Consider the following 22,457-nt stretch of genomic DNA (forward strand, 5'->3'; position numbering starts at 1 on the left):
TTAATGCGCCTTTCGTGTAGCGGGATGCTGACCGGAATGGGGGTGCGAAGCTCCGCCCGTCGCGGTCACGATATGATTGAAAAAGCCGCTCGGTACGCGGGAGAACGTTTCTGGCCCGGTGGTGTCGCGGCGCGAGAGCCTGGCCCAGGTGGCGGCATCGAGCGCCTTGGTACCCTGTCGGGCGCGGGCCATCCACGTGGCGTAGGCGTCCGGGGTCATGCTGACGATGGGGAATTTCTGGTGAGCGAACTTGCCGCCGTTGAACTGGACGTTCTCGCCAAGATAATGACCGGGATGATCGGCTGCGAAGTTCAGCCGCGTCCGCATGCCTGCCATCGCGTAGATCTGGCCGGCGAGTTGGGGCAGCAGGAGCGACTGCATTACCGTACCGCTGGTCAGTTCCACCGTCACCGGGTGGCCGGCCGGGATGGCAAGCTGGTTCACGGTGGCAATGCCCTGATCGGGATAGATGAACACCCACTTCCAATCGAGCGCGATCGCCTGGACGCGAACCGGAGCCCCTCGTCCGGCCAGCCGGGTATAGGGATCATCCTTCTGCGTCGCCGGCCAGAGCAGAAAGGCGAGCAGGATGACGATGCCGATCGGCGGTATCCAGATGAACCCTTCGAGTGGCCAAGAGAACGCCCATTTCGGGCGATAGGCATCCTTGGCGTTGGAATGCCGATAGTGCCATGCGATCAGGGGCACGAGAATGACCACCGGGACCCAGACGAACAGCAGGATACCCGACGCGATCAGCAGCAGGTGCCGTTCGTGACTGGCAACAGGGCCTTGAGCGTTGAGGATGCCGTGGTCGAGTGCCGCGCAGCCTGACAACACCGACAAGGCGAGGATCGCGAGTCCCAGTCGGGCGAACCTCATCGCGAGCGGCGGATCGTGGCGCGTCGGAGTTCCCGATGGTTGCGTGAATAGTACAGCCACAAAGCTCCTTCGTTATCATCCGGCGACAACCGAAAAAACGCGATGCCTCACGGTTCATCGACGCCCGCTGACGCCACGATCCGCCGAGTTTCCGATCACGCTATGACGCGGCTTAGATAGAGTGAAAAGGCTTCTTCGCCGATCCTCTCAAGCCGCCTTGGCCTAAGCTTTTTTGTATCGGCGAGCCCAAAAAGGCTCTTTTCTGAAAAAGCCAGCGGAGCCAACTAATGTCGGCCATGCCCACCTACTCATCCGGAAGCGCTCAGAGCGGAGACGCCCGGCCAGCCCGCATCGGTGTGAACGATCCGGCGTCGCGAGATGAACGAACGGCAGAAAGCGGGAAGCGTTCTGGCAGCGTTGAATGGCCGCATCTGGGTCGTCCTTTGATATGAAACGGGGCTACAGCTTACGGCGGCTAAGAACGAACATGCTCGACGGCTCCTTGAACTGCCATTTATGCAGATTAGAGCCATGTACGGGAGCGGATCGCACAATCCGTAAAAACGCCAACAACGATTGCGATGGCGTATGCGAGCAAATCCCACAGCGAAAACACGCGCCCGAGCAGCAGCTTCCCGGGCAAAGTTATCCGAAAGGCATCAAGCAGCGGCGTATGGTAGAGTTTGAAAAGCTCAGCAGTCAATGCGACCGTGCCTGACATCAGGGCGTAAGCCGTCAGCGTCAAATTCAAGCGAGCGGTCGAGACGATCCAGTAGATCATCATCGCCCACAGGAGCGATCCGCCATATTTGGTCAGCGTGTTCGGCAATCCCAACGGCGCCAGCCTGATCGTGAGGCCGGCGATAATGGTGACACCGACCAATAGCGCTGACAACGCAAACGGCCGTTTGGGCAAGTTTACGCTCCCCACGTCGGTGTCGCTTCGCACGCCGGGAGGGTGAGGTGGAAGGCGGCGCCGTTGCCATCGTCTTGAGCGAGCAGGATCGTACCATGGTGTGCCTGCAACAACGATCGAACGATCGGCAATCCCAGCCCCGTGCCGCCCGATGCGCGGCGACTGGTGAAGAACGGTTCGAAGACGCGGTCACGATCGCCGCCGGGAATGCCTGGACCATCGTCTTGCAACGCGAGCTCCACGAACCCGGCCGCCACCTGGACAGTGATCGAGACGCAGGACGCGCCCGCCTGCCGGCTGTTTTCGACAAGCCCGGTCAACACCGATCCCAGCACGTGTGGCGGCACGGCGACGCTTGGCAGAGGCATGTCGGAGTTCGACAGCACGCGAAAACCGGCAGCGGTGAAAGCATCCGCGACACCGCGAACGACGTCGCAAATGTCGGCAGCGGCGCCCTCAACCATCGTCGCCATGTCGGCGCGGGCCAGGTCGAGCAGACGACTGACGAGCAGATTGAGGCGCGCCGCGTCCGCACCGATGTTGGCGAGGAAGCGTTCGCGATCGGTTGTATCCATGTCAGGATGGTCCTGGAGCAACTCGACCGCACCGCCGATGCCGGCCAACGGAGTCTTGAACTCGTGGCTGACCGCATGTGCGAAGTCTCGCAGGTAGCGGGAGCGGCGATCGATCGCTTCGGCCATTACGCCGAAATCACGATACAGTTCCTGAATCTCGATCGCCGCCGTTGTCGGGGCAGGCGGCACCGGACCTCCTCCGCCAGCGACCGCGCGCGTGGCGTCACGCAAAGCTTCGACGGGTCGGACGATGCCGCGTGACAGCAATCCGCTCAGCACCACCAGGGTCGCGAAGATCAGCACGACGCCGAGCGCGATCTTGCCGCGGTCATCGTAAATCCCGGCAAACAGCGCGCGCGGTGATCGCGACAGCAACAGCACACCGATGACGCGCCCGTCCAGAATGATCGGTCGGGCGTGGTGGATGCGCAAGTCTGAGGCACGGCTAAGCCATTCCAGCGCGTAATGCTGACGGTAGGCGCCATTGCGGCGAAGTGTGGTCACCGGCTGGCCACCCAGAGCCGCCCGCACCTCCGGTAGATCGGCATAGGATGCTCCTGCCCGTACGCCGACGAGGATGCGGCCATACGCGTCGAGCAGCAGGATCGACGCCAAGGTGGTGCGCGCCGTCAAATGCACGACCGGGCGAAGGTGATCGGCCCACGCAAGCACGGCACGATTCTCGCCAGAGTACAATGGCTTCGGTTCTGGTCGCTCCGGCAGGATGCGCGTCAGGCGGAGGTCGATTGATGGCGCCTCGGTGACACCCTCGCCCGCTGGCGAGAGCGGATGGGGGCCGGGCCAATCGACCGCCGCCGTAGCTGCCAGCGCAGCACTTTGGGCGATCAGCTCAGCCTCGGTCTGCCGGACGAGCGAATTCTCGTACACCCGGAGGAACAGCGCACCGAAGCCCGGCAGTGCGGCCACGAACAGGAAGGTCAGCAGCAGGATGGTCCGCAGCCGCAGGCGCGGCCAGTGGCGGCGGACGACCTGCTTGAAGCGCTCGATCATCCTGCGCCACATGCGCCCAGACGATAGCCGATGCCCGCCCGCGTCTCGATCACGTCCCCGGCGCCCACGGCCGCGAACTTGGCCCGCAAGTTGCGGACATGGCTATCGATCGTGCGGTCGGTGATGGCAAAGCCCGGGCCGTGCAGCCGGTCGATGATCGCTTCCCGGCTGAACACCTTGGATGGCATCGTGACGAGGGTGCGAAGGATGCCGAACTCGGTAGCGGTCAGCGGCACCGCTTGATCCGCCCAACTCGCCTGCCAGCCGTCGGTATCGAGGTGCAAGCAGCCATGCGCGAGCGGCGGTATGGCATCGACCACCGCCGGCGGCCGCCCCGCCGTGCGGCGCAGGATCGCCATCACCCGCGCGACCACCTCGCGCGGGCTGAACGGTTTGGTGACATAATCGTCCGCGCCGAGTTCGATACCCAGCACGCGATCGATTTCATCATCGCGGCTGGACAGGAACAGGATCGGCAGGTCACTGCTCGCGCGCAGCCGACGGCACGTCTCGATGCCGTCCATTCGTGGCATGTTGATATCGAGCACAATCAAATCAGGCGGGTCGCGCTCTACCGTCGCGAGCACCGCCTCGCCGTCCTCCGCCTCGATAGTGTCGAGCCCGGCCTTCGCGAGCGCGAAGGCGAGCAGTTGGCGGATATGGGGATCGTCATCGGCGATCAGGATGGTGCGCGGCATGGGGCATTGGATCATAGCTAACGCTCCTGCGGTCAAGACTGGGTGGTGACGATGGGGGGATGTTCGATCGTCCCGTCGCAAAGCCGCCATGCAGGCTGCTCGACCGCCAGCGGTCGGTCCGCGTTGTGTCCGAGCAAAGTCTGTGCTTGTGCCAGGCGGCGGGCGCCGCGCGGTGTCCACTCCGCCCATGTGTCTTGCCGTGCCGAAAGATCGGTAAAGACCTGATCGCGGACATATCGCACGCGGTCCCGTGTCACCGTGTCCATCGGCTGCCGCTCCAGCGCTAACAAGGGCAGCAGCGCGCCATCGCCGACCTCCCAGAGATAGCAGAGATCGACCGCAGCCGGTGCCTGCTGGCGGACGTTCCACGTTGCGGCGGCTGCGCCAAGGTCGATGAAACTGCATACGGTGAGCACGAGCAAGGCCGCCAGCGCGTTCCAGTTGATCAGCCAGCGCGCGCTATGCCCGCGCAGAATGCGCCAGCAGATCAGCACCAGTCCAAGCGCCACCAATCCCATCCACGCGAGCGCGGCGATACGCCACGCCGTCAGCATCGAGGCATCGATATAGTCGATCGTCCGCAACATGCTGGAGGCGACGAGCACAAGGTTTTGCACCACCCACAAGGTCACCAGCCGCCGCGCCCATGGATGCCTCGCGCTGGCGCTGCCTGGGCGCAGCATCGCCAAGGCCATCACCCCTGCGATCAGCGCGGTTCCGATCAGCGGATAAGCGCCGCGATGCACATATTCGGTCTGCGACATACCGGCCGGCAGCGCGCCGCCGCTCCACAGGAAGGCGATGTCGAGCCCGTTTTGCACGGCGAAGATCGCGTTGAACACCGCGAGCGCGATCAGGACGGATGGCAGCGATGTGCCCGGCAGCACCGGCTCAGGATCGGGCAGGCGGCTCGCCAGTCGCATCACGGCTGCATGTGGTCGCAGGCTTGGCCAGACGCAGAGCGCCACGGACGCCCAGACGAGGATCTGCCACACCGACGGTAGTCGGATTGCGACAAGAGCCTGCGCGATCAACGGATTTGCGGCGGCGAACAGCGCCACGAAGAGGCAACCGCCGACCAGCGGCAATCCCAGCGTTGCCATGATGGCGCCAGCGCTGGCGCCTTTGCTACGCCGAAAGCTTGAGAATCGGCGCAGATCGCCGATGACCTTACCGATCCCCGTCGCCGCATGAAGGGCGAGGCGAGCACCCCAATGCCAGGCATCGTCGAAGCGGCCGGCCTTCGGCAGCAGCGCGGCGACCGACAGCGCGCACCAGAACAGCGCCCAGCCAAGCAGTCCCGGACTATCGAAGAGCGAACCTGCAAACACGACGGCGGCGGCGAGGGCGATCCAGGCAGGCGCGCTTCGCCGTACATCGCGCCGACCAAGTACGAGCCCCATCAGCCATAGGCCCGCAAAGGCACCGACACCCGCGCCGGAGAAGCCATATGGAAACAACTGGTCGAACAGCACCACCAGTGCGACCACCAGCATAGCCTTAAAAAGGAAACTGAAACGCACTCGCCTGCTCCTGCCGTTGAGGCAGTCGACTTACCCGGTCGTGATGCATGAGCGATCTAAGGTGCCAGGAGCTTCAATGGAGGATCGGTGCAAAACCAGTGCAGTTCGCTAGCCCCGACGGGAGTTAAGCTGAATGGACGGCCCAAGTTGGAAAGCGACTCAGGCGGGCTCAATATCGCTTTTGGGTCCGCTCAGACCTCAGTGCGTTCGGCCAGTTCCAAAGCGTCCGCCACGTCAACGCCTAGGTTGCGCACTGTGCTGTCGATCTTGGCATGGCCGAGAAGGATCTGAACGGCGCGAAGGTTACCAGTCGCCTTGTAGATGATCGATGCTTTTGTGCGCCGAAGCGAGTGCGTCCCGTAGTCCTGAGCCGGGATCCGCCGGAAGTTCTTGATCGTAAGCTGCGCGAGATACACGTGCTCCCCCAGTCTGCGCTTCTCTCCATCCCCATCGCGTTCAACGGAAATGATCGACGGCTCTTCTCCTTCATTACCGGACGATCTTCCAGAGCAGTTGCGTCCATTCGTCGAGCTAGTCGATCAAAGGCAGCGGGCGTTCGACGACCTCTGGCCCGAGGTTCAGGGGCATGGTCGGCGACGCCGGGGAAAGGACCGTGCTATCCAGGGTCATGCTCCGCTTCTCACGCCTCGACCCGCAACTGCTCGATCCGGTATCCGCACCCGGGGTCTTCAACGCGACCCTCAATGCCCACGGGACTTACACGACCGAGCACTTCGTCCTCCGCCTCAGCCCCCGCGTGCACGAACTCGTCGACGCGATCACGAAGCGCGAGACCGACGGCCACGATACGGCGGACCTCATGCAGGCCTATTCTGTCTACCTCCACGAGACGATTCACTGGTGGCAGCACATGGGTTCGTCGGCTGGATTGATGCTCAGCCTCGCTTATCCGGCCCAAGTCTACGGAAGCATGGTGTTCCTGCAGCAGTTCGGCCGGGGCGCCGGGTGCGTCAAGCCGGTCAAGACCTGGGCGCACCGGGCGATGGTGGCCGGTGCCACGCATGCCGATCCAACGCTAGCGGCGGCGAACATCGCGGTAAACAACGCGCTGGACATCGATTTCTACAAGAAGATCGCCCTGTCGCCGAAACACGCCCTTGAGATGCGTCACACGCCATATTTCGAGAGCGTCAGTTCCTCGCCAGCTCGGGCGGGCCGGAGTTGCTCGAGAGTTACCGGAAGAAGGGTCAGTTTGGGCCAATCTACGTAGCGGCGTTCGAGCTCTTCCTGCAGTTGCTGGGCGCGGTCTGGCCGGAGCGCTACGACGATCCCCTCGTCGGACTCTTCCTGCTCATATGCGACCTCGCCATCAATCCGACGCGGGGATACCCGCTCGAGATCGAGTCCTTCGAGGACTTCATCTGCGACGTGGATCCCGGCGCCCGGTTCACACGGCTGTGCCTCGCCGCGGCCGAGGCGCCCGAGCTCCAGAAGGCGATACAGTGCTTCTCGGCCGTGGAATACGAGTTCGTCGCGTCCCGCCTCGCCGACCAGTGCGGCTACGACTACCCGTTCGCGGGACTGGACGCGATCGTAGGCCTGTTCGGCGACGGCGGCCCCGTTGACGCGCTGCTGGAGGAGCACCGGACCTTCGGGTTCGGCCCCGTGAATATGCCCGTGAGGGTGATCTTCTCCCATCACCTCGCATTCGCGCGGGACAAGAGGGCCCGGCCCGAGATGTTCTGCTGGCCCGGGATGTGGCTGGCGGGCGAGCGGTGCACCGACGAGATCCAGAATACGTTCGAGGCGCACCTCTCCCTGTTTCAGGACCGCGGCGACACCGAGCAGATCTTTCCGCGCGCCATGCCGGGCAGGAGCACGGAAAACATCAAGGGCCTCGTCAACGGCTTCTTCAGCGGCATGCTTGCCTTCGACCTCGCCTTGCAGTGGACGCTGTTCCCGGGCCCATTCAGATACGACTTCAAATGGTTGACGGGAAAGGAGGAGAACAGGGAGCTCATCGCGCTCGCGAAGCGGCAGTTCGAGCACTACTACGAAGTGAATCCCGACGCAGTCGAAGTCATCAACCACGCCGATTCCTAACGGTGCACCATCGATGATCCGCGCTTTCGGACGCAACCGCGAAACCGTGGCGCGAAGTCCACGTCTCGGTTACCGATAGCCGCATGCGAGAGATGCTTACCGACACGAAGAGGGCGACCGAGCATGCCCTCCTCGATCCGGATCAGCATCCGCTTGCTGTCGATATCGTCGGCCTTGAGATGCGCGACCTCCGACACGCGCAGGCCAGCGCCATACGCCCGCCGAGCGCCGCGCGGTACTTAATGCCCGGGGCCGCCTCGAGCAGCTTGGCCACCTCGTCGACGCTCAGCACGTCGGGGAGCTTCCTGGGACAATGCGCCAGCACGCCGCGTCGATCGCGCTCCCAAAAGGCACCGCTTGGGAGAGTCGCGGCTTTCCCGTTACTCCGTCTTCACCCGATGGTTTTGGGAAAATGCATTTGGGAACAGATTCCGGGAAAGCGGGTCCCGCGGGCGGCCGTCAGCCCGATCGGCGCGGCGGGATTCCCGTCACAGGTTCCCAATCGGGACGGGACCAACTGAGGATCAGGCGATCGTATCGACCACGCCGCCGTCAACGCGTAGCGCCGCACCGGTGGTCGCGAACGCCTGTAAACGCAAAGGTTGGCGACTTCCTCGACCGTGGCAGCGCGCTGAATAATCGAGGAGGGTCAGTGCGACTTGACGAAATCGGCGCCGGCCTCTTCCAACGATTTGCCAGACGCGACCTCGTCCGCCAGTATCTCGACCACACCTTCCGACAGCGTCGGACCGCTAAGAATAGCATTCACCGTCACGCCCGTGACCGAGAACCGCATCACTCCCAACCCTCAACGACGATCTTGCCGCGTGCGGTAGTGCTCTCAAGTGCCTTATGCGCGCGCTTGAGGTTCGCGGCGTTGATGGGGGAGAGCCGTTCGGTGAGGGTGGTGCGCACCTCGCCGGCGTCCAAGAGCTCGGCGATGGCCGACAGGATCTGACCCTGCGTTTCCATGTCAGCGGTCTCGAACATTGACCGGGTGAACATGAACTCCCAGTGCGTCGACACTGATTTCCGCTTGAACGGTACAATATCGAGTGTCTTGGGGTCGTCGATGAGTGCGAAGCGTCCCTGCGGGGCGATCAGCTCGGCGATCTGATCGATATGCTCGTCGGTGTGCGTGGTCGAGAAGACGAAAGCCGGCGCGCCGATCCCGATACTCGCCACTTGCCGAGCCAGCGGCTGACGATGATCAATGACATGGTGTGCGCCGAGCTCACCCACCCAGGCCTGCGTCTCAGGGCGCGATGCCGTCGCTATGACGATCAGTTCGGGTACCTGTCGAGCAAGCTGGATCGCCATCGAGCCTACCCCGCCGGCACCCCCGATAATCAACAGCGCAGGTGCTGCACCAGTTACAGGAGTCCGCACGGACAATCGCTCGAAGAGGGCCTCCCACGCGGTGATCGCCGTCAGCGGCAACGCCGCTGCCTCTGCCCAATCGAGGCTGGCCGGCTTCTTTCCGACAATGCGCTCGTCGACCAAGTGCAGCTCGGCGTCCGTCCCGTCGCGGCCGATGCTCCCCGCGTAGAACACTTCGTCCCCGGCTTTGAAGCCGTTCACGTCCGGGCCGACGGCACGAACGACACCAGAGGCATCCCAACCCAGCACACGCCAGTCGCCGCGGATCGGACCCGAGCCGCTGCGGACCTTCGTATCAACCGGGTTTACCGAGACGGCCTTCACCTCGACAAGGAGATCGCGCCCAGTGACTGCGGGATCAGGAAGCTCGATGTCGACGAGCGATTCCGCACGATCGATCGTGCCTTGCTGCTGATAAGCGACTGCGCGCATGATAAATCCTGTCGTTTCAGAGGCAATATATCGATACTTGGTGAGTCCGGGGATATGCACAACCGACGTCGCCAGTCCGACAGCGTCCCTCAGGCTGGCGACGGCGTGGCTGCCGCTGCCGTCTTCCCCTTGAGATCGGTGATAACCTCGCCGATTAGTGCCCGCAGCCAGCGATGCGCGGGGTCGTGCCGGTAGCGGACGTGCCACGCCATCTCAACGGGAAAGCTGCCGAGGTCGACCGGGGCCGGCAGGATCTTCAGCCGAGGGTCGTGCATCAGCCGCCTGCAGATGAGTGAGGGTAGGATGGCGCAGTAGTCTGTCACCGCCACCATCTCGGCTACCGCGAAGAAGTTGGTCACCGAGATCGCGACGTTGCGCTTCAGCTGCTGATGCGCCAGCGCCTGGAACAGCCCGGCGCGCATCCGTCCGGGCGGCACGATGTTGACGTGCTTCATTGCCTCGAACTGCTCGCGCGTCATGGCATCGCCGACGTCCGGATGGTCGGCGCGGACGGCGCAGGCGAGCCCTTCGTCCATCAGGTGCTGGACGACGAGATTGTCGGGCGGGTCGACGATGCGGCCCAGCACGAGCGCCGTCGTGCCCGACACGACGCCGGTCTCAACGAGATCGTTGCCGTAGGGGGTCAGGCGGAGCTTGATGCCGGGTGCGACTTTCTGCAGTCGCGCCACGACCCCGGGGACGAGGACGAATTCGACATAGCCGTTCGGCGCGATGGTGAAGAGGCGTTCGGCCTGTGCAGGGTCGAAGGCCTGCTGACCAAGGACCGCGTCGTCGAGTTGTGCGAGCGCTTCGGCGATCCGCGGCGCGAGTTCGAGCGCGATTGGGGTCGGCTGGATGCCGTAGCGCTCGCGGACGAACAGCTGATCCTGAAGCATCAGTCGTAGACGCGATAGGGCGTTGGACAAGGCGGGTTGCGTCATGCCCATGCGCTCGGCGGCCCGCGTGACGCTGCGCTCCTCCATCAAAGCAACAAAGGTCGGCAGCAGGTTCAGGTCGTAGCGCACAGAGTTATACTGTCATGCCTATATCTGAAATCAAGAAGATAAACTTCTCGAATATGTCGATGAGGCCCATCTTCCATCCAGCAGCGACGGACGCTGCGACATGGAGGTTCAGATGAGCATCCACGTGGGCTCGCTGAAGGCGCAGCCACGATCCAGCGCAAGTCGAAATCCGGATTGAAGGGAACACAGTCATGACCAAGGGTATCGGCGACAAGGTCGTCCTCATCACCGGCGGTAGCACCGGAATCGGCGCCGAGACCGCGCGTCTTCTCGCCGAACGCGGTGCGAAGGTCGCCATCGCCGCACGGCGCAAGGACAAGCTCGACGAGGTCGTCGCGCAGATTGCCGAGAACGGCGGAACGGCACGCGCCTATGCGCTCGACGTCACCGACAAGTTGGCGGTCGAGTCCGTGGTCGCCGCAATCATTGCCGACTTCGGCCGGCTCGACGTGCTGGTCAACAATGCCGGTCTGATGCCGATCCGTCCGATGGCCGAGGTCAACACCGACGAGTGGGACCAGATGATCGACGTCAACCTGAAGGGCACGCTCTACGGCATCGCCGCGACTCTTCCCGGCTTCCTTGAGCAGGGCAGCGGTCACATCATCAACCTGAGCTCGGTCGCTGGCATCAAGGTCTTTGCACCGGGCGGCACGGTCTATTCCGGCACCAAGTTCGCCGTCAGCGCGATCAGCGAGGGTCTTCGTCAGGAGGTGGGCGAGAAGGTCCGCGTCACTTCGATTGAGCCCGGAGCCGTCGAGAGCGACCTGAAGTTCACGACGTCGGGCACGGCCGCCGAGACGGTCCTCGACTTCTACAAGCAGGCGATCCCGGCAGCGTCGGTGGCGCGTGCTATCGCGTTCGCTGTCGAACAACCTGATGACGTCGACATCAACGCGATCGTCATCCGCCCGACCGCACAGCAGTTCTAGTCACGAAGAGGAGGCGGGGCGGCGTGTGCTCCGCCTTCGTCACGTCAGCCGATCGCACCCTCGTTTAGCTTAAAATGGTCGAGTTTCAGGTAAACACGTCACAAAACCGAAATTTGTGACACCGCTATCGCCGGTTATCAATTCCAAGCGGCTGCCCTCGTATTTACGTTGGATGCTGTTGTTGCGATTACGGAAAGCGCTGGGCATTATCGAAATACGATCCTTATGGGAAAGCGCTGGCCGTCTCTTCCGCCGTTCCCTCTCGGGACGAGCAAAGCGAGCATCGGGCGTTTTCACCAGTCCCGGACGGTTGTGATACCGAAAACACCCATGTCACCTTTGTACGTGGCGGCGACCGACATATCAGCCTACCTTCACGAGCAGCCGGGAACACTTGAAGGAGCGAAACCATATGAAATGCGTGACGCTACCAGGCGGGGACGTCGTTCCTTCGATGGGTCAAGGCACCTGGAAGATGGGCGAACGTGCCGAGCGGCGATCCGATGAGATCGCCGCGCTACGCGCCGGTGTCGAGCTGGGCATGACGCTCGTCGATACCGCTGAAATGTACGGCGACGGTGCGGCGGAAACGCTGATCTGCGAGGCGCTAGGCAGCCTTCGTGACCAGTTGTTCCTCGTCAGCAAGGCGTATCCACAGAACGCATCGCGCTCCCGTCTTGCTGGTGCGTGCGAGGCAAGCCTGAAGCGGCTCGGCACCGATCGGCTCGACCTCTACCTGCTTCACTGGCGGGGATCGGTGCCGCTTGCTGAGACAGTGGAGGCAATGGAGGCGCTGAAAACAGCAGGGAAGATTCGACATTGGGGTGTCAGCAACCTCGACACCGACGATATGGACGAGCTTGTCGCTGCCGGCGGGGATGGCTGCATAACTGATCAGATCCTCTACAATCTTGTCCGTCGAGGCCCCGAGCTGGATCTGTTGCCATGGCTCGCCGATCATAAAATGCCAGTGATGGCGTATAGTCCCGTCGAGCAAGGACGACTTTCAAGCCATCCCGCCCTCGACGAAATCGCCGCCGAGGTGGGTGCAACCCCTGTGCAGGTCGCACTCTCCTGGACGTTGCGGCACGACGGCCTCATCGCCATCCCGAAAGCGAGTTCAATCGCACATGTGCGGGAAAACCGCGCGGCCGCAGATATCGTCCTCTCCGACGCCGACCTTGCGACACTCGACGCGGCATTTTCCCGGCCACGTGACCGCCGCCCGCTCGAAATGCTATAGCGTCAGATGGCGATATTCTCCCTCGAAGGAACCGAACGCAAATCGGATCGCCTTGAGGCTTTCATGGACGCGGTGCTTGCGATCGCGATCACACTTCCGGTGGTGGAACTGCACGCACCGAAGCCTGAGGACGGCGACCTCGCAGCGGCTTATCTTAAGCTGGCACCCGAATACGCCGCCTACGGTCTGAGCGTAATCCTCATCGGCCTCTATTGGATCCACAGCCATTTCAGCGGCAAGCTGCTGGAGAAAACCGACCACGGCTACAATCTGCTGAGCATCGGCTTTCTGGCTGCCGTCAGTATCACTCCATTTCCCGCGCGTCCGTTGGTCGAACACTTCGCCGGAGATACGCAGAGCTCAACCGCCGCCCTATGGTATCTGGGCATAGCAGCGACACCGGCGACCTGGTGGTTTCTTCGGTGGGTATACGCCACCGCCAGATGCCTCCCCGACCGGAGGCTGACCGAGGCTTATCTTCGCCGCCTAACCATCAAATATGGCCTAACCGCCGGTGCCTATTGGGCGGCATTCGGCTTAGCGTTCTGGAGTTGGCGTGTTGGACTGATCGCTGCGGGGCTCGTCACTTTGAGCTACATAGTTCCACCCGCGAAGCCTGTCTTTAAGGTAAGCGATGATGGGCAAAGCGATAAGGAAGCGACATTGGAGTAGGTTCCCTTAAGCCTGATCTGTCGGCGTGCGTCGCTCCGATGGGTTCCGTTCCGAGCGAACCACATACCGAGTGGACGGTGTCAGAACCAAACAGGTGTGACACCCTCCAAGCAATCAGTCCCGCCATCATGACCCACAACGTTACATTCAAAGCCGGGTCCGTTCCAGATCGCAGATCTTCACTTATTGCGCAGACGAAGGGCAGCTAATGATCGGTACAAGCGAAAGAGCCTGCTGTCATAAGTTGCCGTTCATCCCGAGCCTGACCAAGTTGCTGGCGGCGTCTGCTATTTCGCTGCGAGGAGCGTAAGTTTATGGATTTGCGGGGGCTCGGCGAACAGCTCTTCTGCCTTATCCATCAGAGCCGCAGCAACCTTGCCGTCAAGATGCGCCTGTCGGTCTTCCTCCGTATCGAAGGTATCGAAGATCGCGTATGTGCCAGGGCCTTCCTGGATCGCGTACCAAGTCAGGGTGCCGGGTTCGTCTTGAACGAGCGGTAGCGCCGAGGTAAGAAAATCGGCGACATCGCTCTCCTTACCGGGCTTGGCCTTCAGTGGCACGTAAAGCGCAAATTTGGGCATGATCAACTCCTCAGGATGAACGTCCGGATATTAGTGGCAAAATAACGATCGCGCAGGTTGAAGCATTGCATAGCGATCACGTTCCCGAAATGCCGTCGTGGAAGACGCAATAGCGAAACGAAGGCATGCTAGCTGCCCGCGCGAGACAGCGCATCATTCCAGGATCTTGTCGATCGTGATTGGAAGGGATCGGACCCGCTTGCCAGTCGCATGGTAGATCGCGTTGGCGATCGCCGCAGCAGTGCCGACAATCCCGATCTCGCCCAGTCCTTTCACTCCGAGCGGAGTCACTTCGGGGTCGGGTTCGTCGACAAAGATCACCTGGATGTCGTGGACATCCGCATTCGCAGGCACGTGATATTCGGCGAAGTTGTGGTTCATCCAGCGACCGAGCCGGTGATCGGAGAATGTCTCCTCATGGAGCGCCATGCCGATGCCCATTACTACGCCACCCAAAATCTGGCTGCGCGCCGTTTTCGGATTGATGATGCGGCCGGCAGCGACCGCATCGACGATGCGGGTGACGCGCACCACGCCCAAATCCTCGTCCACCTTCACCTCTGCGAAGATCGCGCTGTGGGTGTTCTTCGACTTGTGCATGCCCTTCCACATGTCGCCGAAGCCGGGGGCCGCGGTCTCCTCCTCCTCGATCTGCGTCAGGTCCGCGGCACGCATCGCGTCGCCGAACGGCACCCGGACGGTCGGCGCGTCCTTCAACACAATGCAGCCATCCTCAAACAGCACCTCGTCTATGGTCGCCTCGCCGAGCGGTGCACCGGCGATCTTGCCAGCCGCCTTCAGGAGCTTCTTGCAGACCGCCTGGCACGCTAGTTGAACCGCCGCGCCGGACGATGCCGCACCCCAGGACCCGCCTTCCACAGGGGCGGTCGGCAGGTCGGAGTCGCCCAGCCTGGCGGTGATCTGCTCAGGGGGCAGGCCGAGCGTGTCGGCCGCGACCAGGGCCATCACCGTGTAGCTGCCGGTGCCGATATCCGAAGTCGCGCACGCCACTTCCAGATGACCGTTAGCGGTGAGCTTTGCGCTGGCGGACGTCTTGGAAAATTGCGCGTCCCACATGCCGGTAGCGCAGCCCCACCCGACCAGCTCCTTGCCGTCGCGCATCGACCGTGGCTCGGCCGAGCGCTCGCTCCATCCGAACGCCTCGGCTCCCTCGTGGAACGCCTCGCGCAGCGCCTTGCTGGTGTACGGCGTGCCGTTCATCGCATCGATGGGCGAGTAGTTGATGAGCCGGAACTCGAGGGGATCGACCTTGGCGACATAGGCCATCTCGTCGATCGCCATCTCGAACAGCGTCATGCCGGTCGCCGCCCCGGGCGCGCGCATATCCGCCGATGTCGCTGTATCAACCTGAGTGATGGTGTACTCCGCGTCGGCATTCGGGCTGTCGTAGTTCATCAACCCCCAGTTGACGACGTTCTCCATATTGTCCTCGTAGCGCGAGGTGGAGGTGGTCGCCTCGTTGCGGATCGAAGTGAGCTTGCCGGTGGTCTCCGCGCCCAGCGCCGTGCTCTGGATCGCCTGGGGACGGTAGGCGTGGCTGAACATCTGCTGGCGCGTCATCGTGACCCGCACCGAGCGCTCCAGCATTTTCGCAGCCAAGACGGCCAGAAATACCTGATGTTGCGGCCGCAGACCCGAGCCGAAGCCACCGCCGACATAGGGGTTCAGCACCCGTACCTTCTTTTTGGAAAAGCCGAAGATGCTGGCAAGATAGGCCTGCACCCCCTGCGACCCCTGGGTCTTGTCCCACACGGTGATGCCACCGTCGTCGTGCCACTCGACGGTGGATCCGAACATCTCCATCGGATTGTGGTGTTCCGGCGCGAGCCGATAATCCCCGGCTACCTTCAGCGGAGCGTCCGCGAAGGCTTGCGCCGCGTCACCGCGATTCTTCGGCGGCATATAGGTACTGCGCTTGCTCTTCGGTACGTACTTCTCGGCGAGCGCGACCTCGAAGTCGGTGTTGTGCGTCTCCGCCTCGTACGCAACTTCGATCAGGCTGGCGGCGAAGCGCGCTGCCTCGAACGTCTCGGCCACTACCAGTACGATCGGCTGTTGGTTGAATTGGATGCAATCATCGTACAGCGGCCGGAATGGAGAGCCGGGGATCTTCATCTCGTCCTTGTAGCTGTGGTCGGTCCAGGCAACGTGCGGACGGTTCAGGTGCGTGATGACCTCGACGACGCCGGGTACGGCGCGCGCCGCCTCCTCATCGATACTGACGATCCGCCCCTTAGCGATCCCGGCCTCGACGATGAAGCCGTACAGGAGGTTCGCTACCGGATGCTCGGCGGCATAGCGCGCCGTGCCGGTGACTTTTTCGACGCCATCGACGCGGTTGATTGCGCTGCCGATCCCGATCTTCGCTGCGGTAGCCATGATGTTTGTATCCTTACGCGACGCGCTTGTCGGTCTGTGATTGCGGGGTTGCCTCGGCCGCCTGCTTCAGCGCACGGACTATTGCCTTGCGTGCGAGCGGGATCTTGAAGTCGTTCTCTCCCTGGCCGACAGCCCCGGAGAGCAGGGCGTCGGCGAAGGCGCCGAACGCTTGTGGCGACGGCTCCTGCCCGTTCAGCAGCCCCTCGGCTTCCTTGCTGCGCCACGGCTTGTGCGCGACACCGCCAAGCGCCACTCGCGCTTCAACGATTGCGCCATCTTCCACCCGCATCGCGACAGCAACCGCGACCAGAGCGAACGCGTAGGACAGACGATCGCGCAGCTTCAGGTAGGTATAGTTCTGCGTGAAATCCTCGCGCGGCAGGTCGATGCCCGTCACCAACTCGCCGGGTCTCAGCGTGTTGTCGCGCCACGGCTCGTCGCCGGGTAGCCGATGGTAGTCGGCGATCGGGATCGCGCGGTCGCCTTGCGGACCGGTCACCTGGACGGTCGCGTCGAGCACCGCCAGCGCGACGCACATGTCCGACGGATGCGTGGCGATGCACTGGTCACTTGCGCCCAGGATCGCGTGGATGCGGTTGACCCCGCCGATCGCCCCGCAGCCCGAGCCCGGCTCGCGCTTGTTGCAGGGCGTAGCGACGTCGTAGAAATAATAGCAGCGCGTGCGCTGGTTGAGGTTGCCGCCATTGGTCGCAGCATTGCGCAACTGCGGACTGGCACCAGCCAGGATCGCCGAAGACAACAAGGGATAACGCTGCTCGACCCGCGCGTCCCACGCAGTGTCGGAGTTTGGTACGAGCGCGCCCAGCCGCAGCCCTCCTCCGTCCAGCTCTTCGATCGCATCGAGCGGCAGGCGGTTGATGTCGATCACCGTCACCGGCCGCTCGACGTTCTCTTTCATCAGGTCGATCAGGTTCGTGCCGCCCGCCAGATAGCGGACATGCTCTCCGTCGCCCGCCTGCACCGCCTCGGTGACGCTGGCAGGGCGGGCATAATCGAAGCGGTTCATGCCTTCTCTCCGATCACGTCGAGCACTGCATCGACGATGTTCGTATAGGCGCCGCATCGGCACAGGTTGCCGCTCATCAGCTCGCGAACCTCTTCTCTGGTCCTGGCCTTGCCCTCGTTGATGAGGCCTTGCGCCGAGCAGATCTGGCCAGGGGTGCAATAACCGCACTGGAACGCGTCGTGGTTGCAGAAGGCGGATTGCAGCGGATGGAGGTCACCAGGCTGGCCCAGCCCCTCAATCGTTGTAATATCCGCTCCGTCCAGCGTCACCGCCAGCTTGAGGCACGAGTTGATGCGGCGCCCGTCGATCAGCACGGTACACGCGCCGCACTGCCCGTGGTCGCAGCCCTTTTTGGTGCCGATCAGGTCTTCGCCTTCCCGCAACAGGTCGAGCAGCGTCGTCCAGGGCTCGATCGCGCGGGTGCGCGTCTCACCGTTGATCGTCAGCGTGGTTTCCACCGTGCCAATCGGCACGGCAGCGTATGTGACGGTATTGACGGCTGTCGGCATGATCGGCGCCTCTATGTTTTGCGTTAGGCCGGGATGGTGGCGATGTCGGCGGTGTTTTCCTCGGCAACACCGTTCTCGCGGTGGCGAAAGGCGGACAGCGCTCGATAGACCTGCAGGCGCGCGCGCATTACTGAGCCGAGCGGCCGATGCGCGGCCAGGCTATGTGCCGGACGAAAGGTCATCACCTCGTCGAAGTAGCGCACGCGCGCCGGACTGTACGCCTCCTGCGCAGGGATGCGGATCGTGGCGACAGTGCGGTACTGGCTGTCTTGCGACGGCCATTCGACCGAGGCGTCTTCGATCGGCTGCGTCTCCGCGTTCGCCCAGAGCTGCACCTTAAGCTCAAACACCGCCTCGTGATCCCGGAAGTAATCGGTCGCGGCGTGGCGGAACCCATCCTCGTCCTGATGCGGATCGAGCTGCCACTCGCCGAGCGCGTCCTGCGCCTGCGACGCTGGCACGGCGCCGAGCTTCGCGACATAGTCGCCATAACGCACTGGTGCCTGACTGAAGTAGTCGTCGCCGATCGGGTGGCTGAACGGGTGCCCGAAGAAGTCCGCCTTGGCATAGGCGGTGTTGAACAGGCCCAGCACCTTGTTGAAGTTGCGCGCCATCGACGACACCGCGCTCTTGACGCCCTCCGGCATCGGCGTCGCCACGCCGAGTTTCTTGGCGTCGCTGAGAAAGCCCGACGCGGTCCCCGATGGGAAGGTCCGTCCTGTAGCGAACACGAAGTCCTGCGTCGGCACATCGTGGCCGGGCAGCTTCTCGCCATCCACGCCAAACACCTTGATCGCCATGCCCCTGTGGGTGGAGACGCGGTCGCCAAGTGTTTCGCCCGGCCCTTGCGCGAAGCGGATCGCCACGTCGTAGGTGCCCGCCGCGGCGAATAACCCCTGTGCCAGTTCCGGCGGAAGGTCGTCGGCGATCGTTAGCGTGCCGACGACGCAGGCCGAACTTTTGGCATGGCTGGCGCGCACGGCGTGCTGCTCGCGTTTCTCGACTGCCTCGGTTTGCTGGGTCATGCCCTGAATGATGCCATCGATCGTTTCCTGCTCATCAGGTTCGGGCGTCTCGATGTCGTCGCGGTAGCGCAGGTAAGTCATGACAGTCCTCAACGGGTCGGAGCGAATGAGAACAGCTGGGTGCGGATCGACGGCGGGGCGCCCGGCGTGAACCACTGCGTGTCTTGGATATGGCTGGCGGTGACGTAGATCGTCCCGTCAGGCCCCTCGCTAAACGTATCGGGCCAGCGCAGCCGCTTGTCGGTCAGGACGACCTCTGTGCCGGACCCGGCAAGCCGCCTGATCGAATAATCGGTCGGCGAGGTGATGTAGAGGGTCCCGGCCTTGCTCATCCACAGGCCATCGGCGACGGCGGTGGTGGCGACGGTCTTCACCGCATCCGCGCGGTCGCGCTCGCTGACATCTGGGCGCAGCTTCTCGGTGACGATCGAATAGAGCGTCTTTCCGGTCAGCGCCTGCCAATAGAGCGTCTTCCCGTCGTTCGAGATCGCGATGCCATCGGAAGCAAAAGCGGGCTGGCGCCCATCGGGACGAACAAGCCGCTTGCCCTCGATCGCGACTGTAACGCTCTTGTCGATCTGGGTCGACGGATGACCGTCGAGGGCGCGGAAGCTCTTCCCGCTGGCCAGATCGATGACGATGATCGCACCGCGCGTGCCACTGTCGGTGATGTAGCCGGTCTGGCCGTCGGGCGAGAAGCGGATGTCGTTGAGGTAGGTGCCCTGCAGCGCAACGTCGCCAGGTACCGCGATGACCTTGGTCACCTTGTTGGTTTTGAGGTCGATACGAACGAGCTTCGGCGCGCCGTCCAGGATCTTCTCGTTGCCCGGTGCGCCGGGGTCGACCACCCACAAATTGCCGTGGCCGTCCGGCACAATCGATTGGACGCAGACAAAGTAGTCGCCAACCGGCATTTCGTTTGCCTGGGCATTGCGCCAGCTGTTCCACTTGGCATCGGGATAGGGCCGGAGCGACCCATTCGGCATCACCTCTGCAACCGAGATCGGCGCGTCGTCGGTCCAGCGCGGAAAGTTGACGAAGCGGCGCCCGTCAGCCGTGACGGCGACGCCGGTAACCTGGTGGTCGAAGCTCGCCACCTGCGTTAGCGCGGCGCTGCGTCCAGTCTGGGCATAAGCCGCTCCCGCCAGCGCTATCGTGAAGGCTCCTAGCCCGATCCAAACACCGTGCTTCCGCATCGGGCTGCTCCCGTTCACCGGACGCAAAATACGACCGTTTCGTTGACCAACGACTGCGCTCGGTAATCGGACCCGAGAAAAAAATATTAAATGGGTTATACAGAAACTTTATCCGCAGCAGGGGCACGCAAAAATATCAGCCGTTGTAAACCCGAGCTGACGGGGTTCGACACCATTGTCTTCCCCCGATCGTTGATCGACGCGAACGGGACGGAGTATTCATGCATCAGATCACTCGTGGCAGCGGAAAACCCCTGCTACTTATCCATGGCGTAGGCAGCAGCTGGCGCGCTTGGCGGCCGATCCTGGATAATCTTGCGGTGGAAAGGTCGGTCATCGCCATCGATCTGCCGGGCCACGGAGAGACCCCGGCCGAGCGGGACAGCGGGACGTTCGAGGGGCTGGTCGGCAGCGTAGAACGCTATCTCGTCGCAAACGACCTTGTTGGCGTCGACGTCGTAGGTAGCTCGATGGGCGCCCGGATCGTGTTGGAACTCGCACGTCGGGGGAAGGTTGGCAACGTCGTCGCCCTTGATCCGGGCGGCTTCTGGCGTGGTTGGGAACGCTCCTTCTTCCACACCACGATCGGCGTGTCCGCACGGTTGCTGCGCGCGCTGCGATCACGCTTGCCGGCGCTCAGCCGCAGCGGCGCGGCGCGCATGGCGCTGCTGGCCCAGCTATCGGCGAAACCCACGGCGCTGTCGCCCGAGCTGGTGTGCACCGAGCTGACCAGCATTACAGACACGCCGACCTTCGACGCCTTGGTCCGCGACCTTGCCAACGGAGCGGAGCAGCAAGGTCCTGCGGCTGATGCGACGCGGCGCATCGTCATCGGTTGGGGAAGACAAGACCGGCTCTGCCTGCCTCGTCAGGCCAGCCGCGCGCTCGCGGCATTCCCGTCAGCGACGTTGCACTGGTTTGCGCACAGCGGTCATTTTCCGATGTGGGACATGCCCGGCGAAACGACTACGGTCATCTTGCGGGCTACGAGCTAAGACTGCCGGTCGTTTTACGGAAAAGGGCCATTGGACGACGGACCCTAGTCGACCATTTCTCAAATCCGGGATCATCTCCGCACGATCAGAAGCGTTAGCACACGGTGTAACAACCGAACGGTTGTGACACCGGCTGATCAGCGGCTCGCTGCTGCACTGACCCAGACCCGGTCATTCGGAGCCTCATTTCGACTCCCCACCTTCTGCCATTCATTCATGTTGGCTGCTACGTGGAGGCGCTGAGCCCCAGCCCTGCCCGCTTTCCCAAAAAGGATCGAGAAGCGGGAATCCGTCGGGGTTCCCAAAACCCGTCTTGCGAACTGAAATGGGAAAGATCGTTACCAACCGCCGGTTTCAGAACCGTTCGGTTGTGACACCGCCACGCGAGTGGCTGTTTTCCGCTAGGTTCGCCGTGTCAAAAGCCCGCGTCAGATTGTCTGCGTGAGGAATGACCGGTCATCCGGTGCATGTTCACCATCTGCCCTCGTTTCATACCTGCGAGATGAACAAACGTCCGCTTCCGGGAGGAGGAACAATGCCGCTGAACGACCGGAAATGGGTCTTCGAGGCGGTGCCGTCTACCGCACTTCCTTCGTGGCGAGCCTGCCGCCCGTCCATGCTAGAACGGGCGACACCTTAGACTTGACGTGCGGCGGCAATATCACTTGGGAAAATGGATCCCACACAGCTTATTGCCATCGGGGTCGCGAAAATAGGCGAGCTCGATCGTCCCCATCGACGCAGTTTCGCGTGGTCCAGGCGGAGCTTCGATCGAGGTGCCGCCATTGGCAACCGCGGCATCGTGAAGCTGCTTCACTTGCTCAGGTGAGTTGCATGAAAAGGCAACGGTACTGCCGTTCGCGACGGTCGCAGGTTCATCGTTGATCGGCTGGCTGACGATGAAGTTCGTTTCGTTGCCATTATTGTAGATGAGCCGGGTGTGGCCGCTGTCGGCGATATTCCGCATCGGTTCACCGACGCCGAGTATGCTGAGCACCGTATCGTAGAATCGCTTCGATCGTTCGATGTCGTTCGATCCGACCATAGTATGAAACAGCATGCTTTTTCTCCTGCTCAACGCGTTATTTAATAGATACCGGTGATGTGGACGCTACGGGCGGTCATCCAGTTCCGGAACGGCGCTCTGCCCGTCGGCGTAGGCAGGGTGCATCCGAACGGCAAGGCAATCGCTGATGTGGTCGAGGCGATGCTGCCTGCGATCGAAGGTATTTCGAACGTAGAGCTGACGCGGTGACACCGGCGAAACAGCGGATCCCTGCCGCTCATAAAGCAGCCAATCTGAAACGGAATCAGATTGTGAACGAGCGGCGGGTTTCGGGAAGTCGACGGAGTGGCCCGAATGGCGACTTC

Annotated in this window: 22 protein-coding genes and 2 pseudogenes; 6 read left to right on the forward strand and 18 right to left on the reverse strand. The window is 62.7% G+C overall.

The window, feature by feature from the left end:
- The 6 genes and pseudogenes from OXR00_RS19170 to OXR00_RS19195 all read right to left on the reverse strand — a co-directional run.
- Window positions 1-942, reverse strand: a complete 942-nt coding sequence (locus OXR00_RS19170; RefSeq protein WP_267389827.1) for a cytochrome ubiquinol oxidase subunit II — start codon at window positions 940-942, stop codon at window positions 1-3.
- Between the two features lie 463 nt (window positions 943-1,405).
- Window positions 1,406-1,798 carry a DUF2809 domain-containing protein gene (locus tag OXR00_RS19175; RefSeq protein WP_242154090.1) on the reverse strand — a complete coding sequence of 131 codons (393 nt, stop codon included), beginning with the start codon at window positions 1,796-1,798 and terminating at the stop codon, window positions 1,406-1,408.
- 2 nt (window positions 1,799-1,800) lie between these two features.
- Window positions 1,801-3,384 carry a HAMP domain-containing sensor histidine kinase gene (locus tag OXR00_RS19180; RefSeq protein ID WP_267389828.1) on the reverse strand — a complete coding sequence of 528 codons (1,584 nt, stop codon included), beginning with the start codon at window positions 3,382-3,384 and terminating at the stop codon, window positions 1,801-1,803.
- Complete coding sequence (locus tag OXR00_RS19185; protein ID WP_267389829.1) at window positions 3,381-4,097, reverse strand: response regulator transcription factor; 717 nt, start codon at window positions 4,095-4,097, stop codon at window positions 3,381-3,383. Before OXR00_RS19185 ends, OXR00_RS19180 begins: the two co-directional genes overlap by 4 nt.
- A 17-nt stretch (window positions 4,098-4,114) precedes the next feature.
- Complete coding sequence (locus OXR00_RS19865) at window positions 4,115-5,605, reverse strand: DUF4173 domain-containing protein (RefSeq protein ID WP_267389831.1); 1,491 nt, start codon at window positions 5,603-5,605, stop codon at window positions 4,115-4,117.
- Between the two features lie 191 nt (window positions 5,606-5,796).
- Window positions 5,797-5,970, reverse strand: a pseudogene (locus OXR00_RS19195) (integrase); the annotation flags it as partial.
- A gap of 221 nt (window positions 5,971-6,191) precedes the next feature.
- Between OXR00_RS19195 and OXR00_RS19200 the strand changes: the two are divergent.
- Window positions 6,192-6,836 carry a hypothetical protein gene (locus OXR00_RS19200; protein ID WP_267389832.1) on the forward strand — a complete coding sequence of 215 codons (645 nt, stop codon included), beginning with the start codon at window positions 6,192-6,194 and terminating at the stop codon, window positions 6,834-6,836.
- Window positions 6,788-7,669 carry a hypothetical protein gene (locus OXR00_RS19205; RefSeq protein ID WP_267389833.1) on the forward strand — a complete coding sequence of 294 codons (882 nt, stop codon included), beginning with the start codon at window positions 6,788-6,790 and terminating at the stop codon, window positions 7,667-7,669. Before OXR00_RS19200 ends, OXR00_RS19205 begins: the two co-directional genes overlap by 49 nt.
- Window positions 7,670-7,794: 125 nt before the next feature.
- Here the strand turns inward: OXR00_RS19205 and OXR00_RS19210 are convergent.
- The 4 genes and pseudogenes from OXR00_RS19210 to OXR00_RS19225 all read right to left on the reverse strand — a co-directional run.
- A pseudogene (locus OXR00_RS19210) lies at window positions 7,795-7,976 on the reverse strand (tyrosine-type recombinase/integrase); the annotation flags it as partial.
- Window positions 7,977-8,318: 342 nt separating this feature from the next.
- On the reverse strand, window positions 8,319-8,465 hold the full coding sequence (locus tag OXR00_RS19215; protein ID WP_267389834.1) for a hypothetical protein: 147 nt from the start codon (window positions 8,463-8,465) through the stop codon (window positions 8,319-8,321).
- Window positions 8,465-9,481 (reverse strand): zinc-binding alcohol dehydrogenase family protein, encoded by a 1,017-nt coding sequence (locus OXR00_RS19220; protein WP_267389835.1) that lies wholly within the window; start codon window positions 9,479-9,481, stop codon window positions 8,465-8,467. The genes OXR00_RS19215 and OXR00_RS19220 overlap by 1 nt, the downstream gene beginning before the upstream one ends.
- A gap of 89 nt (window positions 9,482-9,570) precedes the next feature.
- Window positions 9,571-10,506 carry a LysR family transcriptional regulator gene (locus tag OXR00_RS19225; protein WP_267389836.1) on the reverse strand — a complete coding sequence of 312 codons (936 nt, stop codon included), beginning with the start codon at window positions 10,504-10,506 and terminating at the stop codon, window positions 9,571-9,573.
- A 191-nt stretch (window positions 10,507-10,697) separates the two neighbouring features.
- Here OXR00_RS19225 and OXR00_RS19230 point away from each other — a divergent pair, with 191 nt between their 5' ends.
- From OXR00_RS19230 to OXR00_RS19240, 3 genes are all read left to right on the forward strand, one after another.
- Window positions 10,698-11,438 (forward strand): SDR family oxidoreductase, encoded by a 741-nt coding sequence (locus tag OXR00_RS19230; RefSeq protein WP_267389837.1) that lies wholly within the window; start codon window positions 10,698-10,700, stop codon window positions 11,436-11,438.
- Between the two features lie 412 nt (window positions 11,439-11,850).
- Window positions 11,851-12,681, forward strand: a complete 831-nt coding sequence (locus tag OXR00_RS19235; protein ID WP_267389838.1) for an aldo/keto reductase — start codon at window positions 11,851-11,853, stop codon at window positions 12,679-12,681.
- Between the two features lie 6 nt (window positions 12,682-12,687).
- Window positions 12,688-13,353, forward strand: coding sequence for a TMEM175 family protein (locus OXR00_RS19240; RefSeq protein WP_267389839.1), 666 nt, complete (start codon window positions 12,688-12,690; stop codon window positions 13,351-13,353).
- Between the two features lie 287 nt (window positions 13,354-13,640).
- Here OXR00_RS19240 and OXR00_RS19245 read toward each other — a convergent pair whose 3' ends face one another.
- The 6 genes from OXR00_RS19245 to OXR00_RS19270 all read right to left on the reverse strand — a co-directional run bounded on the left by OXR00_RS19245 (window position 13,641) and on the right by OXR00_RS19270 (window position 20,091).
- Window positions 13,641-13,934: an antibiotic biosynthesis monooxygenase gene (locus tag OXR00_RS19245; RefSeq protein ID WP_267389840.1), complete on the reverse strand. Its 294-nt coding sequence runs from the start codon at window positions 13,932-13,934 to the stop codon at window positions 13,641-13,643.
- A gap of 153 nt (window positions 13,935-14,087) precedes the next feature.
- Window positions 14,088-16,334 (reverse strand): xanthine dehydrogenase family protein molybdopterin-binding subunit, encoded by a 2,247-nt coding sequence (locus OXR00_RS19250; RefSeq protein WP_267389841.1) that lies wholly within the window; start codon window positions 16,332-16,334, stop codon window positions 14,088-14,090.
- A gap of 13 nt (window positions 16,335-16,347) precedes the next feature.
- A complete protein-coding gene (locus OXR00_RS19255; protein WP_267389842.1) occupies window positions 16,348-17,361 on the reverse strand; it encodes a xanthine dehydrogenase family protein subunit M in 1,014 nt (337 codons plus the stop codon).
- On the reverse strand, window positions 17,358-17,819 hold the full coding sequence (locus OXR00_RS19260) for a 2Fe-2S iron-sulfur cluster-binding protein (RefSeq protein ID WP_267389843.1): 462 nt from the start codon (window positions 17,817-17,819) through the stop codon (window positions 17,358-17,360). The genes OXR00_RS19255 and OXR00_RS19260 overlap by 4 nt, the downstream gene beginning before the upstream one ends.
- A 74-nt stretch (window positions 17,820-17,893) precedes the next feature.
- Window positions 17,894-18,976 carry a catalase family protein gene (locus OXR00_RS19265; protein ID WP_267389844.1) on the reverse strand — a complete coding sequence of 361 codons (1,083 nt, stop codon included), beginning with the start codon at window positions 18,974-18,976 and terminating at the stop codon, window positions 17,894-17,896.
- Between the two features lie 8 nt (window positions 18,977-18,984).
- Complete coding sequence (locus tag OXR00_RS19270; protein WP_267389845.1) at window positions 18,985-20,091, reverse strand: L-dopachrome tautomerase-related protein; 1,107 nt, start codon at window positions 20,089-20,091, stop codon at window positions 18,985-18,987.
- Window positions 20,092-20,312: 221 nt separating this feature from the next.
- Here OXR00_RS19270 and OXR00_RS19275 point away from each other — a divergent pair, with 221 nt between their 5' ends.
- A complete protein-coding gene (locus OXR00_RS19275; RefSeq protein WP_267389846.1) occupies window positions 20,313-21,086 on the forward strand; it encodes an alpha/beta fold hydrolase in 774 nt (257 codons plus the stop codon).
- 661 nt (window positions 21,087-21,747) lie between these two features.
- Here OXR00_RS19275 and OXR00_RS19280 read toward each other — a convergent pair.
- Entirely contained in the window at window positions 21,748-22,146 is a 399-nt protein-coding gene (locus OXR00_RS19280) for a VOC family protein (RefSeq protein WP_267389847.1), read from the reverse strand.
- A 51-nt stretch (window positions 22,147-22,197) separates the two neighbouring features.
- On the reverse strand, window positions 22,198-22,457 hold a 260-nt coding region (locus OXR00_RS19285), incomplete at its 5' end, for a hypothetical protein (protein WP_267389848.1).

It is taken from the genome of Sphingomonas sp. GC_Shp_3, from assembly GCF_026540945.1.
Lineage (GTDB): Bacteria > Pseudomonadota > Alphaproteobacteria > Sphingomonadales > Sphingomonadaceae > Sphingomonas.